The 16,545-nt window shown below is 49.3% G+C and carries 18 protein-coding genes; 16 read left to right on the top strand and 2 right to left on the bottom strand.

Translation table 11 applies throughout. From position 1 onward, the window contains the following. The first annotated feature begins 2 nt into the window (after window positions 1–2). The 9 genes from AKJ31_RS21225 (at window position 3) to AKJ31_RS21185 (ending at window position 8,363) form a co-directional block, all read left to right on the top strand. On the top strand, window positions 3–923 hold the full coding sequence (locus tag AKJ31_RS21225) for a type II secretion system F family protein (RefSeq protein ID WP_053411024.1): 921 nt from the start codon (window positions 3–5) through the stop codon (window positions 921–923). Continuing rightward, window positions 920–1,690 carry a tetratricopeptide repeat protein gene (locus tag AKJ31_RS21220; protein WP_053411023.1) on the top strand — a complete coding sequence of 257 codons (771 nt, stop codon included), beginning with the start codon at window positions 920–922 and terminating at the stop codon, window positions 1,688–1,690. Before AKJ31_RS21225 ends, AKJ31_RS21220 begins: the two co-directional genes overlap by 4 nt. Next, window positions 1,687–2,157 (top strand): TadE/TadG family type IV pilus assembly protein, encoded by a 471-nt coding sequence (locus tag AKJ31_RS21215; RefSeq protein WP_053411022.1) that lies wholly within the window; start codon window positions 1,687–1,689, stop codon window positions 2,155–2,157. Before AKJ31_RS21220 ends, AKJ31_RS21215 begins: the two co-directional genes overlap by 4 nt. 2 nt (window positions 2,158–2,159) lie before the next feature. Next, window positions 2,160–2,663: a TadE/TadG family type IV pilus assembly protein gene (locus AKJ31_RS21210; protein ID WP_053411021.1), complete on the top strand. Its 504-nt coding sequence runs from the start codon at window positions 2,160–2,162 to the stop codon at window positions 2,661–2,663. After that, window positions 2,663–4,066, top strand: coding sequence for a vWA domain-containing protein (locus tag AKJ31_RS21205; protein ID WP_053411020.1), 1,404 nt, complete (start codon window positions 2,663–2,665; stop codon window positions 4,064–4,066). Before AKJ31_RS21210 ends, AKJ31_RS21205 begins: the two co-directional genes overlap by 1 nt. A gap of 22 nt (window positions 4,067–4,088) precedes the next feature. After that, window positions 4,089–4,619 carry a HugZ family pyridoxamine 5'-phosphate oxidase gene (locus AKJ31_RS21200; RefSeq protein ID WP_053411019.1) on the top strand — a complete coding sequence of 177 codons (531 nt, stop codon included), beginning with the start codon at window positions 4,089–4,091 and terminating at the stop codon, window positions 4,617–4,619. Between the two features lie 119 nt (window positions 4,620–4,738). Next, complete coding sequence (locus AKJ31_RS21195; RefSeq protein WP_053411018.1) at window positions 4,739–5,128, top strand: YbaN family protein; 390 nt, start codon at window positions 4,739–4,741, stop codon at window positions 5,126–5,128. After that, a complete protein-coding gene (locus AKJ31_RS21190) occupies window positions 5,125–6,723 on the top strand; it encodes an ABC transporter ATP-binding protein/permease (RefSeq protein WP_053411017.1) in 1,599 nt (532 codons plus the stop codon). The genes AKJ31_RS21195 and AKJ31_RS21190 overlap by 4 nt, the downstream gene beginning before the upstream one ends. Beyond that, a complete protein-coding gene (locus AKJ31_RS21185) occupies window positions 6,720–8,363 on the top strand; it encodes an amino acid ABC transporter ATP-binding/permease protein (RefSeq protein ID WP_053411016.1) in 1,644 nt (547 codons plus the stop codon). Before AKJ31_RS21190 ends, AKJ31_RS21185 begins: the two co-directional genes overlap by 4 nt. Before the next feature lie 86 nt (window positions 8,364–8,449). Here the strand turns inward: AKJ31_RS21185 and AKJ31_RS21180 are convergent, their stop codons facing one another. Then, the gene (locus AKJ31_RS21180) at window positions 8,450–9,355 is read right to left on the bottom strand and encodes a DMT family transporter (protein ID WP_053411015.1); all 906 of its coding nucleotides are present in this window, start codon (window positions 9,353–9,355) and stop codon (window positions 8,450–8,452) included. Window positions 9,356–9,523: 168 nt separating this feature from the next. Between AKJ31_RS21180 and rmuC the strand changes: the two genes are divergently transcribed. The 7 genes from rmuC to tatC are packed head-to-tail and all read left to right on the top strand — an operon-like array spanning window position 9,524 to window position 15,685. Beyond that, window positions 9,524–11,074, top strand: a complete 1,551-nt coding sequence (rmuC, locus tag AKJ31_RS21175; protein ID WP_053411014.1) for a DNA recombination protein RmuC — start codon at window positions 9,524–9,526, stop codon at window positions 11,072–11,074. Between the two features lie 57 nt (window positions 11,075–11,131). Further along, window positions 11,132–11,914: a bifunctional demethylmenaquinone methyltransferase/2-methoxy-6-polyprenyl-1,4-benzoquinol methylase UbiE gene (gene ubiE / locus AKJ31_RS21170; RefSeq protein WP_053411013.1), complete on the top strand. Its 783-nt coding sequence runs from the start codon at window positions 11,132–11,134 to the stop codon at window positions 11,912–11,914. Between the two features lie 12 nt (window positions 11,915–11,926). After that, a complete protein-coding gene (locus AKJ31_RS21165) occupies window positions 11,927–12,532 on the top strand; it encodes a ubiquinone biosynthesis accessory factor UbiJ (protein WP_053411012.1) in 606 nt (201 codons plus the stop codon). After that, entirely contained in the window at window positions 12,529–14,163 is a 1,635-nt protein-coding gene (ubiB, locus tag AKJ31_RS21160; protein WP_053411011.1) for a ubiquinone biosynthesis regulatory protein kinase UbiB, read from the top strand. The genes AKJ31_RS21165 and ubiB overlap by 4 nt, the downstream gene beginning before the upstream one ends. Before the next feature lie 52 nt (window positions 14,164–14,215). After that, entirely contained in the window at window positions 14,216–14,467 is a 252-nt protein-coding gene (gene tatA / locus AKJ31_RS21155) for a Sec-independent protein translocase subunit TatA (protein ID WP_053411010.1), read from the top strand. 3 nt (window positions 14,468–14,470) lie between these two features. Continuing rightward, window positions 14,471–14,860, top strand: coding sequence for a Sec-independent protein translocase protein TatB (gene tatB, locus AKJ31_RS21150; RefSeq protein ID WP_053411009.1), 390 nt, complete (start codon window positions 14,471–14,473; stop codon window positions 14,858–14,860). A gap of 60 nt (window positions 14,861–14,920) precedes the next feature. Continuing rightward, on the top strand, window positions 14,921–15,685 hold the full coding sequence (gene tatC / locus AKJ31_RS21145) for a twin-arginine translocase subunit TatC (protein ID WP_053411008.1): 765 nt from the start codon (window positions 14,921–14,923) through the stop codon (window positions 15,683–15,685). A 67-nt stretch (window positions 15,686–15,752) separates the two neighbouring features. Here tatC and AKJ31_RS21140 read toward each other — a convergent pair whose 3' ends face one another. Beyond that, window positions 15,753–16,514 (bottom strand): TatD family hydrolase, encoded by a 762-nt coding sequence (locus AKJ31_RS21140; RefSeq protein WP_053411007.1) that lies wholly within the window; start codon window positions 16,512–16,514, stop codon window positions 15,753–15,755. Window positions 16,515–16,545: the final 31 nt, after the last annotated feature.

Raw genomic sequence — 16,545 nt, 5'->3', positions numbered from 1 at the left:
TCATGGCGCAATGGTTCATCTCGTCAACCGCACTTGCCGCTTTGTTGGTCTCGGGTGTGGTGTTTATGTCGGTATTGCTGTGGCTGTTTTTGTCCCAGCAATCTCAAAGTCGTTGGCAGGCTCAGTGTGAGCGCTACGTAAACCCGAGCAACGACAATGCTGTGGTTGCGACTTCGTCGTCGTCATTTCTTGCTGGGTTAGGTGTGTTGTATCCCACTTCCGACAAAGAAAAACAGCGTCTACAGCAAATGCTGGAACACGCGGGCATTGCTTCGTCTAGCGCGTTAAATACGGTGCGTGGTGCCAAGCTGTTTCTCGGTTTGTTTAGTGCCAGTGCCGCGCTAGTTTGGCAGGCGGTATCTGGTGAACTGCTCGATGCCTACACCCTAATGATGACGTTAATCGGTTATGTGCTCGGTTCCAACTTGCCGGAATACTGGTTGCGTCGCCAAGCCAATCAGGCGCAACAAAAGCAGCAGCAAGTCGTCCCTGATGCCATCGACCTGATGGTGATCAGTGTTGAAGCGGGGTTGTCGCTCGAGCGCGCGCTGGAGAAAGTCGGGCTGTATTTGCTCGATGTTGAGCCGATGTTGGCGCGACAGTTATTGCGCACCCACGCCGAGATTCAAGTGCGCGGGGAGTCGGCCCAGTGCCTGAAAAAGTTGGCGTGGCGCACCGGACTGAAAGAGCTCGAACGTCTCGCCAGTACGCTAGCGATGGCTGAGCGATATGGTTCGCCATTGGCGGAAACCATGCGCACCATCAGCGCGGATGCCAGACAGCTGCGCAAAACGGCGTTGCAAGAGCAGGCCGGTAAACTGCCGGGACGCATTACGTTGATTCAAATGGCTTTCATTATGTTGCCACTGATGGTGCTGATCGTCGCACCGACCATGAACCTGTTGTTGGAGAGCTTGAAATGATGACAACAAACCCGATCAAATGGCTGTTGTTGGTCTGTCTTAGTCCTTTGCTATTTGGCTGTGCGACGGCGAGCAAAGTGAAAAAGCAAACCGAAGATAATACCCAAGCCCTTGCCGAAGCTGCGTTTAACTATGGTCAGTATGGCAAGGCAGAGCAGCAGTATCTGAAGTTGCTTGAACTATCGCCGGACAATCTCAAATACCAAATGATGCTGGCTCGTAGTCAGTATCGCCAGGATAAGAAAGAAACCGCGATGGCGAAACTGCGTTATGTCTGTGCGCAGCCAGAGCCTGTCTCGGCGCAGGCGTGTATGTACCTTGGCCGCTACTTGCTTAGTAACGGTCGTGTAACCGAAGCCACTGAAGCGTATCGGTTAGGTTTGCCTAAAGCGGACGAGCAGCAGGTTGAAGCGCAGCTGCATAATGGCTTAGGTATCGCGCTGTTAGACAGTGATGCCCAGCAAGCAAGAACTGCGTTGCAGCAAGCGATTCTGCTTTCACCGGATAACCCTCATTTTCGTTCGAACTTGGCGATCAGTTATCTGCATGACAATCAGGTCGAGAAAGCTCGCACAACGTTTTCGCCGTTGTTGGCGTACCAACAATTACCTCAACAGGTTGAGCTGAATTTCGCACTGTTGTTACTGGCGGAAGGCAACGAGGACCAAGCCCGAGCGCTACTAGCTCGTCATTTGCCAGCGAGTGAAGTCGAACGTGACCTCTCGCTACTTAATGCGCGTTTGGCGGCAATGCGGAATACCCAATGAGCCAGCGTCGTACTCGCCAACGTGGTGTTATCAGTTTAGAAACGGCGCTGCTGTTTCCCGCTGTGTTAGCGGTGTTGTTAGCCTTCTTTGATATCACCCGAGTCCATTTGCAATACGGATTGTTGGAGCACGCGATGCGTAGCTCTCTGCGGGTGCTGTTAGCCGAAGATTGGCGCGTTAAGCCGTTGAATCCCTCAGTCATCAAACGAATGATTGATGACAACAGCTACGGATTTATCGACCAGGTGGATGTCAGCATCATTCGTTATGACTCGTTAGAAGAGTTGCTCCGAGTGGGCCAGGACGACGATGAGGTCAGCGCGGTGTTTCGCCCAAGAGATCCAGTGTTTCAGGTGACTGCGACGCTCTCCACACAAATGGAAATCAGCCCGTTAGCTATGTTGTATCCAGAACCTTTGGTGTTTACCAGCACCTTGATTGCTTCACAGGACTTGTTGTTCGATTAACTATGTTTCGATACCCGATTTTTTCCGCGCGTAAACGTCGTTTACAAGGCAGTGTCAGCCTAGAAGTTGCTTTGATCCTGCCGATGCTACTGACCGTGATTATGGCGGCGTCAGAAATACTGACCATCCTTCGCGTCGAACAACGCTTGGTAAACCTCAATTACAACATTCTTGAGATGGTGGGCAACCGTCGGACCCTGACGATTGAAAACAATATCGCCCAGCTCCCGTATTTTAGTGGCTTTGCCGAACAGCAACTTTCGAACATTGCTAAAGGCAACGTGAATTTGTCGATCGCGATGCACAACGCGGCGACTAAGGAAACCACGCCTGTGATGGTGAGTTCATCGTGCCCGTTGAGTGGACAATGGCCCGACTTCTCAGTCGGTAGTCTGGTAGAAGTCGCAATCTGTTTCCAGCCTCATTATAGTGTCAGCAGCAACGCGATTTGGAAGTTATGGCCAAATGGTCGTTTCTACTCTCATATGATTAGGGAGACCAACTGATGACGGCACTATCCACATTTGTTGTTGCTCGTCGCCATCAGCTTGGCGTGGTCTCGGTTTCGGCAGCGATATTTCTCGCCGGCATGCTGACCTTCTTTAGTTTTGTACTGTTAGTGGTGGTCACCAGTACCACAGATAGCCGCTTATCTATGCTGGCGGATGCTGTGCTTTATTCTTCGTCTGACAGCGTCAGCGCGGATCAAGACGCCAATCAATTGCTGCACGCGAACATCAACGATGAGACAACCAGTCTCGCCGCCCCTCGCTCAAGGCTAGATAAACGTGATGGCCTCACCACGACAACCGTGACAGGTAAAGTGAAGGCCAGCGAACTGGTTCTTAATGAGGAGTTGATTTCCGGAGATCTGCGGATTCGTCACCAAGCGGCTTCCCGCTTACATCAGACGACACTGGAAATCGTCATCATGTTGGATGTTTCGGGCTCGATGGAAGGAGCACCCATGACTCAGGCGATCGACGGACTGCGCGACTTTGCCGACATCTTATACGCCGAAGAACGTCGAAATCTGAGTAAAACCATCAGTATTGTTCCCGCAACCGGATTGGTTAATGTTGGGTGGCGTCCTAATTTTCTTAAATCTGACGCGGTAGCGATTCCACGCTCATTGCGTCCATTGGCAAAGGAGCAGGGTTGGAAGAATCTGCTTAGTCCAACGGTGCCAGGGCGCTGGCGCGAAGCCATGTGTATGCAGTTACCAGAAGTTCAGTCGGACTTAACCGCGCCAAACCTGTTAAGCCCAAACTGGATCCGTAGCTTAGAGCTTGGGCCGAGGCAGCAAAATATCCGTTTCTATCTCGAAACCCAACTGAAACCACCACCAGCCGCAACCTACAAAAATGGCATGCCGCTGCATTCCTATATCCCAAGTGAGAATTCGCCATACAACCCACAGTGGAAACACATACACGCGCTGTTTGACTCGTTTGACTGTGGGGTCAGCAGTATTCAGGCATACATGTCCAACTATCGCGAATTTATTGATGGTTTAAAAACACTGTACCCAGAGATGAACACCAATAACGCTGAGGGGGTGATGTGGGCATGGCGTCTGCTGTCTCCCGAGTGGCGTGGTGAATGGGACCGTACCAAGAGTGAACTACCCCGTGATTACGGCCTGAAAAGCAACAAGAAAGTCATGGTGTTGTTTACCGATGGTGACCACCTAGTAGATCCCGAAGTGCGCGACCGAAAACAAGTGATGTTGTGTCGAGAAATGAAGCGCAAAGGGATTGAAATCATCGCGGTGGATTTCAACAACCGTTCGCCGTCGATGAAGTCCTGCGCCAGTCCGGGCGCTTACCATCAAGCGAGCACCCGCACTATCCGTAACGTATTACAACAAGTGGCCACCACACTGAACAAAATTGAACTGGTGGAGTAACAATCATTATGAAAGGAAATGTATGTCGTACCGAAAAGAGCAGCTAGAACGTTTACCCGAAAAGATTCAGGGGTTTATTCAGCAATTTTCAACCGCCCAGTTGGGTACTGTTGATGGACAAGGCACGCCACTGGCGAGCTACGCTCCGTTTGTTCGCCAAGGCAACGACTTTGTGATGTTGTTGAGTACGGTCTCCCAGCATGCTCGTAACTTGCAACGCACTCCTAGAGCGTCGTTGATGTTAGTCGAGCCAGAAGACAAAGCGCGTCATTTGTTCGCTCGCGAGCGATTGGTCTTAGACTGCGATGTGATTTGTATCGATAAGCACTGTGAAGAAGCCGCACCACTCAAACAACAAATGCAGCAAAAGTTCGGCGAGATCGTCGAGCAATTGTGCGGCATGAAGGATTTCAGCTTTTATCGTTTTTCGCCACGCTCGGGCAATTACGTAAAAGGTTTTGGTCAGGCATTTCGTCTCAATGAAACACTGCAACATGCCGTGCATCAGACGGAAGGTCACACCGAAGAAGAGAAGCAGTTACAACCCGCTTAAAAACTTGCGAGGGTAACCTCGCATTTTTTCAAATAACAATAGCGCAAAGCCGTATAGGCCCAAGCGCAGTGAAATTCAGCCCTTCATTACGACAGATAACCGACAGAATGAATTGGAACATGATTAAAAGATATACCTTTTTGACCATAGGAGTCAGTGCGACTGGGCTGGGTATGGTTGGTGTGTTTATTCCATTATTGCCCACCGTACCTTTTGCGCTGCTGGCACTTTACTGCTTTAGCGTTAGCTCGCCGCGTTTTCAGGCTTGGCTGTTAGCCAACCGCTTGCTTGGCCCTACGCTGAGAAACATCAAAGAGAATCGCGGCCTGAGCATAAAAGAGAAAGTGCGAGTACTGCTGGTGGTTTGGGGGTCGATACTGGCGACCGTCGTATGGTTGCTCGATGAGCGCCCGTCGGCACAAATCACGTTGTTGGTGATCGCACTTATCGAAACCTACGTGATTGCACGTTACAAAACACGCGTTGAGCCAGTTGAGGAAAACAAATGATAGGTCGAATTCTTCAAACTGCGAAACCTTGGTTGCTGGGCTCAGTTAGCAGTGGCGTGTTGGTGATTCTCGGTTTAGTTGGCCAGTATTGGCTAGTAAGTCGAGTGTTCAGTGACAGCTTTGAACATATCGCGATACAGGTGTTATTAGCGTGTGTGATGCTGTTAGCGGTGCGCTTTGGTGTGGTGATTATCCATCGTTACTTAGGGGCGAAAACAGCGCAGCAAGTCAAACAGTCCCTACGCACTCAACTGCTTGATAAGTTAGCGGTTTTAAAACCCGCGCAAATGACGCCTGAACTTCGTGGCAAGCTCAATTACCTGCTCGGTGAAGGGGTAGAAGTACTGGACTTATATTGGGGATTGTTTGTCCCACAGTTTTTTATCGGCCTGCTTGGTCCGTTGTTGGTGTGCGTGTTTATTGCACTTATCGACCCATTTTCTGGCTTGATCTTGCTGTTAATGATTCCGGTGATTCCCGCCATTCTAATGCTGGTATTTAAACGTTTTGCCAGCGTCAGTGCGACTTATAAGCATAACTTGGCGCGACTGACCGAACTGTTTACCCAGAGCTTGCACGGCTTACCCGTGTTAAAGCTGTACCAGTACTCTAAAAGCTGGGGAGAGGAGATTGAGCAACATGGTGAGACATTACGCCGTTCTACCATGTCTCTACTCAAAACCAATCAACTGGTGATCTTATTGGTTGATTTGCTGTTTTCATTGGGCACGATCGTCGCGGCATCGCTATTGGCGATCACGCGTTATCAAGCAGGCATTCTCGACGCGGCGTCGGCAGCGTTCATTATTCTGGCTAGCGTCGAGTTGATACGGCCATTGTCTTTAATGGGAGCATTCTTCTTCGCTGGTGCACTGGGGAGAGAAGTGCAGGCGGACGTACAGCAAATCTTGTCTTTGGACGAAAATGAAACCCACCATCTTACACCGCAAAATCATCACATTGCGCTTGATATCCACGGTTTAACTTTTGGTTATCCTCAGCAAGAAAAGTTGTTTCAACGTGTCGATCTAACCGTATACAAAGGTGAACTGGTGGTGCTGCAGGGGCCAAGCGGTTGCGGTAAATCCACTTTGTTCAAACTGATCCGTGGTCAGTTGGTACCCGACGCGGGTGTGATTACCCATCAGTCGGTGGGTTACTTACAGCAGATGCCGTACGTGTTTCACCAGACGCTGGAAGATAACTGTCGTCTAGCGGCGCCTAGCGCTTCACAAGATGAGGTGCGTGATGCGCTAAAACAGAGTGCGCTGGACGAATGGCTTGAGCAGCCAGAAACACTTTCACTTCAGCCGGGAGAAGGTGGCAAGCACATCTCCGGTGGGCAGGCGGCTCGGCTTGGTTTATCCCGAGCATTCTTATCCGATCATGCGCTGATGTTAATCGACGAGCCCACCCGTCAGTTGGATGAGGAAAGCGAACAAAAAGTGATTGATGCACTCCATCAGCTCAAGCAACAAGCGGGCGTATTGGTGATCAGTCATTCACCGCGAGTCATCGCTCAAGCGGATCGTGTGGTGGATATCAGTGGTTGGCGCGATGCCACCAGAGTCAGAAGCTCGGAGGCTTGGGCATGATCAATCAGTTATTACATCTTGCCAGACCACATATGATGCCGCTTGGTTTGTCATTGGTTTGTCGGATACTAAATCAGTTAGGCACCATTGCTATCCTTGTTGTCGCAGGGCAATACGCACAACACTTGTTCCTTGAACAACCTGTATCGATTTGGCCACAACTACTTTGGCCGTTGCTATGGATTGGTATCGGCAAAGCAATCTGTCGTTACATCGAGCAACTTTCAGGGCATAACGCCGCATTTCGTATTCAAGAAGACTTACGTAACCAAGTGTATTGGCGACTAGAGCAACAAGCGCCGGATAACATTCACGATTTGTCTACCGGTGATTTGACCGCGCGGGTGGTATCGGACATCGAGCGCATTGAAGTGTTTTATGCACACACCATTGTGCCTGTGTTGTCTGCGCTGGTGGTGTCGCTGTTGGTCACCGCTTACGGATACTGGTTAGTGGGCTCAGTGGCAATCGTCTTATGTTTACTGCTACTGGTTGTCGGCGGAGTGTTGCCTGCGTGGCACCTTAGCCGCAACGGCAAGTTGGGGCAGGAGATTCGCAGTCAGTTTGGTCAACTGAATACCGTGCTGACCGACGTGGTGTCTGGTTTCAATGAAATACAGAACTGGTCGGCGATGGCGTTTTTTCAGCGCAAAGTGACCAAACAAGGACGAGTGCTGCAGCGGTTGCATAACGCCTTAGCGGTGCGCAATGGCATCAAGGATGCGCTGACAGACTTATCTATCGCTAGTGGCTTTATCGCTATGATTGTGCTGGCTTGGTGGCAAGGAGAGTCGTTATCGTTAACGGCGTTGTGTTTGTATGCAGGTGCTTTCGGTCCGGTGCTTGCGTTAACGCGAACCTTTGAAGACTTGCCGCAGACGTTTCCTGCTTGCCGCCGAGTTTTGGCGATATTGGAAGCAGAGCCATCGACAGAGCTTAGTGAGGGTAATCGCGTTCCAGCGACAATCCACTCTGATGCTCTACTCAGCATCGAAGATTTAAGCCATCGATTTGGTGCGACAACAGGCTGGCTGTTTGAGGATTTATCGCTTGAGCTTTCTGCGGGAACTCATTTGGTCATCCAAGGGCAAAGTGGCAGTGGCAAGACATCACTGCTGCGTTACTTGGCGGGTATCTATCTTTCCGATACGTCACCTTTACGTTTTAAAGGCGAAGCCGTTACTCGTTTGAATCGAGAAGCGGCCTGGCAGCAAATCAGCTATGTGCCGCAGCAGAGTGTGATTTTTCCTGCCTCTTTGCGCTACAACTTATCGCTAGGTGGTCACTATAGTGATGAGAAACTGATGCACGCGCTGAAGCTGGTTTGCTTAGACACCATGTACCTTGCATTAGCCGATGGCTTAGATACGGAATTGGGGCTTAACGGCACTCGTCTCAGTGGCGGGGAAGCGCAGCGGGTCGCATTGGCAAGAGCGTGGTTGCGTGATACTCCGGTGTATTTGTTGGACGAAGCGTTCAGCGCTTTGGATAAACAGACCGAACGGGTCATCCGCCTACGTCTTAGCCAAGATTGGCAATACAAATTGGTTGTGGAAGTGGCGCACCAACCGCAGGGGTTAAGCTCGCAGTGTCAACGCTGGCTAATGAAAGAGGGTCAGCTGACAGTTTTAAGCCAATAAAAAGAGAAAAAAAAATGCCGGAGTCGTCCGGCATTTTTTATCGCAGTGAGATGAATGCACCTCATTTAAGTTGTGTTACAACAATGTTAACCCGCAGCTTGCGAGAGATCTTTTTTGCCAAATTTGATCTGCTGGATCACTAACCCGCTGATAATCAACACCAAACCAATGAGGGTGGTTGGGTGAATCTCTTCGCCAATGATGGTCGCGAGCAATATCAGCGAGACAAACGGCGAGGCAAAGATCAGGTTGCTGATGCGCGCGGTATTTTGAGTGAGCTTCAATGCGCTTAACCACAACACAAACGTGACGCCCATTTCAAACAGCCCGACGTACGTCACGGCTAACCAACCTTGAGGTGAAATCTGTTGCCAGCTCGTCCCTTCGTAGATACTGATACCAATCGCAAACGGGATCGCGACCAGAAAGCCAAGTAATACTGCAACAATCGGATCGGCTTTGTTCTTGGCGTTAAGAATCCAATATCCCGCCCACAACAAGGTTGAGAGTAGCGCCAACCCTACGCCGAGAGGGCTTTCAAAGTTCAAACCGAGGATATCGCCCTTGGTCGCAATCACGATCACGCCAAAGTAGCTCAACGAACACGCCACCCAATCTTGTTTACGGATTTTCTGCCCTAAAAACAGCGCCGCCATTAAGGTCAGGGTAATTGCCCAACTGTAGTTAATCGCTTGTGCCTGAGAGGCGGGCAATAAATCGTAAGCCTTAAACAGAATCAAGTAATACGCCAACGGGTTAATCAGCCCCAACAATAAGTAATACCAAGGATTAGAGAGGAAGGTGCTGAGTATTGAAGCAAGCTTGCCGCGCACGGCACAAATCACCGTGAGGGCGAGTGCAGACACGATACTCGCGATGGTCAGCATTTGAATCGGGGTAAACTCTGCCAGAGTCAGTTTGAATGCGGTGGCCACCGTTGACCACAAGAGTACAGCGGCTAAACCAAACCCTAGCGCGCGACGTTCGTCCATGATGCTCCTTATCCTAAGACCGATGGGTGGATCCCTGAGTTTCCTGAGAGGGAATGAAGTACGGTGAGCCTAGTCTATCTGTTCGATATCTAGTCGACAAACTGGACATTTATCCAGTGGTAAAATACCATTAAATCAATATCTGGAATAGAGAGTTAAACCTTTATTATGCAATGGATTCTTGAGAATCAGGGCTTGATCGTCAGCGCGCTCAGTGGAGCTGTGATTAGCGGGCTGGGTGTTGGCTGGTGGGTAAAGCAAAAAATGCAGTTTAGTCATCAGCTTATGGAACAGCAGCTGACTTCAAACCAGCAGCTTGCTAATAGCCAAATCAACCAGCTACAACAAGAGCTGCAGCAAGCCCAGCAAGAATTGGATGAACTCGATAGCGAGCGCGACAAAGCCGCATACGAGTCCAAGCAGTTGCACGGTAAGATGATGGCGGTGATGGAGAAGCTGCGTTACTTCGAAGCGGTCAAACAAGAGCGCCAGCAATACGCCGATGACCTGAATCGCGTCCGTGAACAAAAGTCGCAACTCGAAGCGCAGTTACGAGAACAAGAAGCGCGCCACGAACAACAAACCAAAGCCAGCCAAGAGAAGCTCGAGTTACTGGAAAAAGCCGAAGAGCGTCTAAAGCAGCAATTTGAGCACTTGGCGAACCAACTGTTTGAAAGTAAAACAGCCAAAGTCGACCAACAAAACCGACAGAGTTTAGAAGGGATTTTGACGCCGCTGAAAGAGCAGTTGGAAGGGTTTAAAAAACAGGTCAATGACAGCTTTACCGTGGAAGCGAAAGAGCGTCATACCCTGGTGCATGAGCTAAAAAATCTGCAGCGCTTAAACGAACAAATGACGCGTGAAGCGGTTAACCTGACCCAAGCGCTAAAAGGCGACAACAAGCAGCAAGGCAACTGGGGTGAAGTGGTGTTAGCGCGCGTGTTGGCCGAGTCAGGTTTGCGCGAAGGCCACGAATACCAAACACAAGTGAGCTTGCAGAATGAAGCCGGTAAACGCTACCAACCGGATGTGATTGTTCACTTACCGCAAGACAAGCAAGTGGTCGTGGATTCGAAAGTTGCCTTGGTTGCGTATGAGCGTTACTTCAACGCCGAGACTGATAATCAAAGGGATAAAGCGTTAAGTGACCACTTACTTGCACTGCGCGCGCACATCAAAGGATTGTCACAAAAAGATTACCATCAGCTTAAAGGCATTCAGAGCCTCGACTACGTACTGATGTTTATTCCGGTCGAACCCGCGTTTCAGGTCGCGATTCAAGCTGACCCAAGTTTGGTGAAAGATGCGATGGAGCAAAACATCATCTTGGTCAGCCCAACCACCTTGCTGGTGGCATTGCGCACCATCGACAATTTGTGGCGCAACGAGCGACAAAACCAAAATGCTCAGGTGATCGCCGAACGCGCGAGCAAACTCTACGATAAATTACGTTTGTTTGTCGATGATATGGAAAGTCTCGGAGGCGCGCTGGACAGAGCCAATCAGAACTACCAAGGGGCGATGAACAAACTGGCAACCGGACGCGGCAATGTCATTCGCCAAGCGGAAAGCTTTAAACAGCTTGGTGTGGAAGTGAAGCGACCGATTTCGGCCAAGCTGAGTGACATGGCTCATTATGATGGCCTCACAGAAAACAACACATTGGGTGAAAATGATTCGCTCGCAGAAAGACATCCGGCTGAGGATAAAGTAAACTAATCGCCCGCAGTGCTCAGGCCGTATATATTCATTAGCACTGCTCAAAGAGGAAACATCATGACGGATACAAGCGTGCAATCGAATACAGCCTTAGAATCGAGTGAAACAACGCACTTTGGTTTCACCACCGTAGCAAAAGAAGAAAAAGTCGAGAAAGTGGCTCAGGTATTCCACTCTGTCGCAGCGAAATACGACATCATGAACGATTTGATGTCGGGTGGTGTTCATCGTCTTTGGAAACGCTTTACCATCGATTGTAGTGGTGTTCGTCCAGGCCAACGTGTGTTGGACCTCGGTGGCGGTACCGGTGATTTGACCGCGAAGTTCTCGCGTATTGTTGGTGAAAAAGGTCACGTGATTCTTGCTGACATCAACAACTCCATGCTGAATGTTGGCCGCGACAAACTGCGTGACAATGGCATTGTGGGCAATGTTCATTACGTGCAAGCGAACGCAGAAGAACTGCCGTTCCCAGACGACTATTTTGACGCGATCACCATCAGTTTCTGTCTGCGTAACGTAACAGACAAAGATAAAGCACTACGTTCTATGTTCCGTGTACTTAAACCGGGTGGTCGTCTATTGGTGCTTGAGTTTTCAAAACCAATCCTTGAGCCGCTATCAAAGATTTATGACGCTTACTCGTTCCATCTATTGCCAAAAATGGGTGAACTAGTGGCAAATGACTCAGAGAGCTACCGCTACCTAGCGGAATCTATCCGCATGCACCCAGACCAAGAAACACTCAAAGGGATGATGGAAGAAGCGGGTTTCGAGAAAACCAACTACTACAACCTCACTGGCGGTATCGTAGCGCTGCACCGTGGTTACAAGTTCTAAGGTAGGAACGTTATGCCATTTGACCCTCTTGTAACGGCTGTAGTCGAAACCTCTCTCAATACCTTAATCAAAGACGACCCTGAATTGGGTCGTCGCTTAGCTCGTCTCAAAGGGCAAGTGATTCAGGTACATCTTAAAGAAATCAATAAAACCCTGACGTTCGTTTTCAGCCAGCAAATCGATGTATTGGCGAATTACGAAGGTGAGCCTGATTGCTACCTGTCGCTGAACCTTGCGGTGTTACCTGAACTGCGTGACCAGTCAAACATCACTAAGCTAATCAAGCAAGATAAGCTGGTGCTGGAAGGCGATATCCAGCTAGCACAGAAGTTTTCTCAGCTAATGACCGATTGTAAGCCAGACATCGAAGAATGGCTGTCTCGTGCAACAGGTGATGTGGTCGCACATACCTTGGTGAAAGGCGCAGAGAATCTTGGTCAGTTTGTCAAAGCGCAAGCAAGCAAACACCAAAACCATCTCGCGCAAGTGCTGACTGAAGAGTGGAAAATCGCTCCAGCTCCGCTGGAAGTGGCGTATTTCTGCGACCAAGTTGATGATCTAAAAAGCCACGCGGCTCGCGTAGAAGCTAAGCTAAACCAACTTCTGGAGCGTGCATGACTCTCTCTGAGCTAAAGCGTCTTTACCATATTACCAAGGTTCAACTGGAATACGGTCTTGATGAGTTATTGCCCAACCATCAGCTTTCCAAAGCGCCGCTGCTAGCGCGTAAAGGCTTGTTCTGGATTAAGAATAAGCATAGCGACAAAGAGCTTGGTCAGCGTTTACGCTTGGCGTTGCAAGAGCTCGGTCCGGTATGGATTAAATTCGGCCAGATGATGTCGACGCGTCGTGACTTGTTTCCGCCGCACATCGCTGATCCTCTCGCGCTGCTGCAAGACCAAGTTTCCCCATTCGACGGCCAACTGGCGAAAGAGCAAATAGAGCTCGCGCTTGGTGGTCCGTTAGAAAACTGGTTCAACGATTTTGATATCACGCCACTGGCGTCTGCTTCCATTGCTCAAGTGCATACTGCGAAGCTAAAAGAGACTAACCAAGAAGTGGTATTAAAGGTTATCAGGCCAGATATTCGCCCAGTCATTGATGCAGATCTAAAACTGATGTACCGCATGGCACGTATAGTCGCCAAAGCGCTTCCTGAAGCACGTCGTTTAAAACCGGTGGAAGTGGTACGCGAGTACGAAAAGACTTTGCTTGATGAGTTGGACCTGCGCCGTGAAGCGGCTAACGCGATTCAACTTAGAAGAAACTTTGAAGGCAGCGAAGAGTTATATGTGCCGGAAGTTTTTTCCGACTTCAGTAATAAAACTGTCATGGTTTCTGAGCGAATATATGGCATTCAAGTCTCTGATATTGAAGGGTTGAAGGCAAACGGCACCAACATGAAGCTATTGGCTGAACGTGGTGTTAGCGTGTTCTTTACCCAGGTGTTTCGCGACAGTTTCTTCCACGCTGACATGCACCCAGGCAACGTCTTTGTTGAACCTAAGCATCCAGAAAATCCACAGTGGATCGGACTGGACTGCGGCATTGTCGGTACGTTAAACAGTGAAGATAAGCGGTACTTAGCGGAAAACTTCTTAGCGTTCTTTAACCGAGATTACCGCCGAGTGGCAGAGTTGCATGTTGAATCTGGATGGGTTCCACGTGAAACAAATATCGATGAGTTTGAGTTTGCGATTCGCATCGTTTGTGAACCAATCTTCGCCAAGCCGTTGTGTGAAATCTCGTTTGGTCACGTGCTGTTGAACCTGTTTAACACTGCGCGTCGATTCCATATGGAAGTGCAACCTCAACTGGTCTTGTTGCAAAAGACCTTGCTTTACGTTGAAGGCTTAGGCCGTCAGCTGTATCCGAAGTTGGATTTGTGGGAAACGGCGAAACCATTCTTAGAAGAGTGGATGATGAACCAAGTTGGTCCGCAAGCGGTGATCAATGCCGTTAAGGACCGAGCGCCGTTCTGGGCAGAGAAACTGCCAGAGTTACCTGAGTTGCTCTACGACAGCTTACGCCAAGGTAAAATGATGAACCAACGTATGGATCAGCTCTACCAAGGCTACCGTGAGAGCAAGCGTCAGCAGGCGACAGGAAAATTTTTGTTTGGTGTTGGTGCAACATTAGTCGTATGCTCGGCAATATTGGTCAACACTACGTTTGAGCAGCTTTCAATGGCGAGCGCTATTGGTGGCGTCACATTTTGGTTGCTTAGTTGGCGAGCTTATCGTCGATAGACGTTAAACTCTTTGAATAAGTTATTTTTAATAAGACCCGAGGTAAAAAAGAATGGGTGGTATTAGTATTTGGCAACTTCTGATTATTGCTGTGATTGTTATTCTGCTTTTTGGTACTAAAAAGCTACGCAACATCGGCGGTGACCTAGGTAGTGCGGTTAAAGGTTTCAAGAAAGCAATGAGCGATGAAGAGGCTGCGAAGAAAGACGCCGAAGCAAAAGACGCTGACTTTGAACCAAAGAACATCGAACAGCAGAAGTCTGCAGAGACTTCTGAAACTAAGAAAGACAAAGAGCAGGCATAAGACGTGTTTGATATCGGTTTTTGGGAACTGGTATTAATATCTGTCGTCGGGCTGGTGGTTCTTGGGCCTGAGCGTTTGCCTCACGCAATTCGTAGCGTTTCCCGTTTTATCGGTGCTGCGAAAAACATGGCAAACAGTGTGAAAGACGAACTTTCGCATGAGCTGAAGGTGCAGGAACTACAAGAAAACTTGCGTAAAGCTGAGCAGATGGGCATGGAGGATTTAGATCCCCAGTTAAAATCGTCAGTTGAAGAGCTAAAAAGAGCCGCGCAAGAAGTTCAGCGTCCATACGCGAACGAACAATCCGCTGAGAAAAAAGCGGAAACAGCAGAGGCGGAAAACAAACCCGCTTCTGACGCTCGTGAGCCTTCAGCAGATAAAAAAGCCGAATAGTCTCTCTCGAGGAGCTGCATCTTGTGTGGCTCCTTTTTGATCTTATAAACGAGGTTAGCTATGTCTTCGGTTGAGCAGACACAACCTTTGATCAGCCATCTTTTAGAGCTTCGAAACCGTTTATTACGCGCAATTTTAGCGATATTGGTGGTGTTCGTTGGCCTGATCTACTTTTCTAACGAAATATACGAGTTTATCTCTAAGCCTTTGGTAGAGCGTCTACCAGAAGGGGCGACAATGATCGCAACCGACGTTGCGTCGCCATTTTTTACCCCATTAAAGCTGACTCTGATCGCCGCTGTCTTTCTTGCGGTGCCGTTTATCTTGTATCAGGTCTGGGCTTTTGTTGCTCCGGGCTTGTATAAGCATGAACGCCGCTTGATTATGCCGCTGATGTTTTCCAGCTCGTTGCTGTTCTACTGTGGTGTCGCGTTCGCATACTACGTAGTGTTCCCGCTGGTGTTTGGCTTCTTTACCGCGATCTCTTTAGGCGGAGTTGAGTTTGCCACTGACATCTCGAGTTACCTCGATTTTGTCTTGGCGCTGTTCCTCGCGTTTGGTATTGCGTTTGAAGTGCCAGTCGCGATTATCCTATTGTGCTGGACAGGGGCAACCGACCCGAAAAGCCTCAGCCAGAAGCGACCATACATCATCGTTGGCGCGTTCGTAGTCGGTATGATGCTGACGCCGCCGGATATGATTTCGCAAACCTTACTCGCTATCCCGATGTGTTTGCTGTTTGAAGTCGGCTTGTTCTTCGCCCGTTTCTATGTGCGTAAGAATACTGACGAGGAATCAGAAGGCGAAAACGAAAGCGAAAGCTAAATAATGAGAATGAAAAAAGGTTGGCGATCGCCAACCTTTTTCTTTATCTGCCGGACGTTCGCAGCCGCTACAAAGCAAACAAGCGATTAGCATTGCGGTTAGTCATCGCTTGAACGTCGTCAATCGATAGCTCTCTCAAAGAGGCAATACGCTCTGCAACTAGCGGAATATACGACGGCTCATTACGTTTGCCGCGGTGCGGAACTGGCGCAAGGTAAGGGCAGTCGGTTTCTAAAATCACATAATCCATATCAAGGTGAGGGATCACTTTATCCATACCACCATTTTTAAATGTCGTCACACCACCCAAACCAAGATGGAAACCGAGGTCATTAATCGCCTTCGCTTCTTCAACGCTGCCGCCAAAGCAGTGGAACACGCCAGACAGCGAGCCATCTTGCTCTTTTTCCAGCAGTGCTAGCGTCTCTTGGATTGAATCACGAGTGTGAATCACCACTGGCAGTTTCATCTCTTTTGCCCAGTTGAGCTGAGTGGTGAACGCCATCTCTTGCTCTGCTTTATAGGTTTTATCCCAGTACAGGTCGATACCGATTTCACCCACGGCAATGAAGTTATGCTTGGCAAACCACGAATGAATGATCTCAAGCGTTTGCTTTACGTTGCTATCCACATAGCAAGGATGGAGCCCCATCATCGAACGACAAATCTCTGGGTAGGCCGCTTCGGTTTGTAGCATCGGCTCAATCGAATCTAGGTCGATGTTCGGTAGCAGAATCTTTTCGACGCCTTGAGCTAAAGCGCGCTCGACGACCTGATCGCGGTCATTATCAAATTCGCTGGCGTAAATATGGGCGTGGGTATCGATCATGTTGTTTCTCAAGTCTGGTTGGTTGGGGTGA

The organism is Vibrio hepatarius (assembly GCF_001274785.1).
Lineage (GTDB): Bacteria > Pseudomonadota > Gammaproteobacteria > Enterobacterales > Vibrionaceae > Vibrio > Vibrio hepatarius.
The sequence above is the reverse complement of the archived record's forward strand: the minus strand, read 5'-3'. Positions and strand labels throughout refer to the sequence as shown.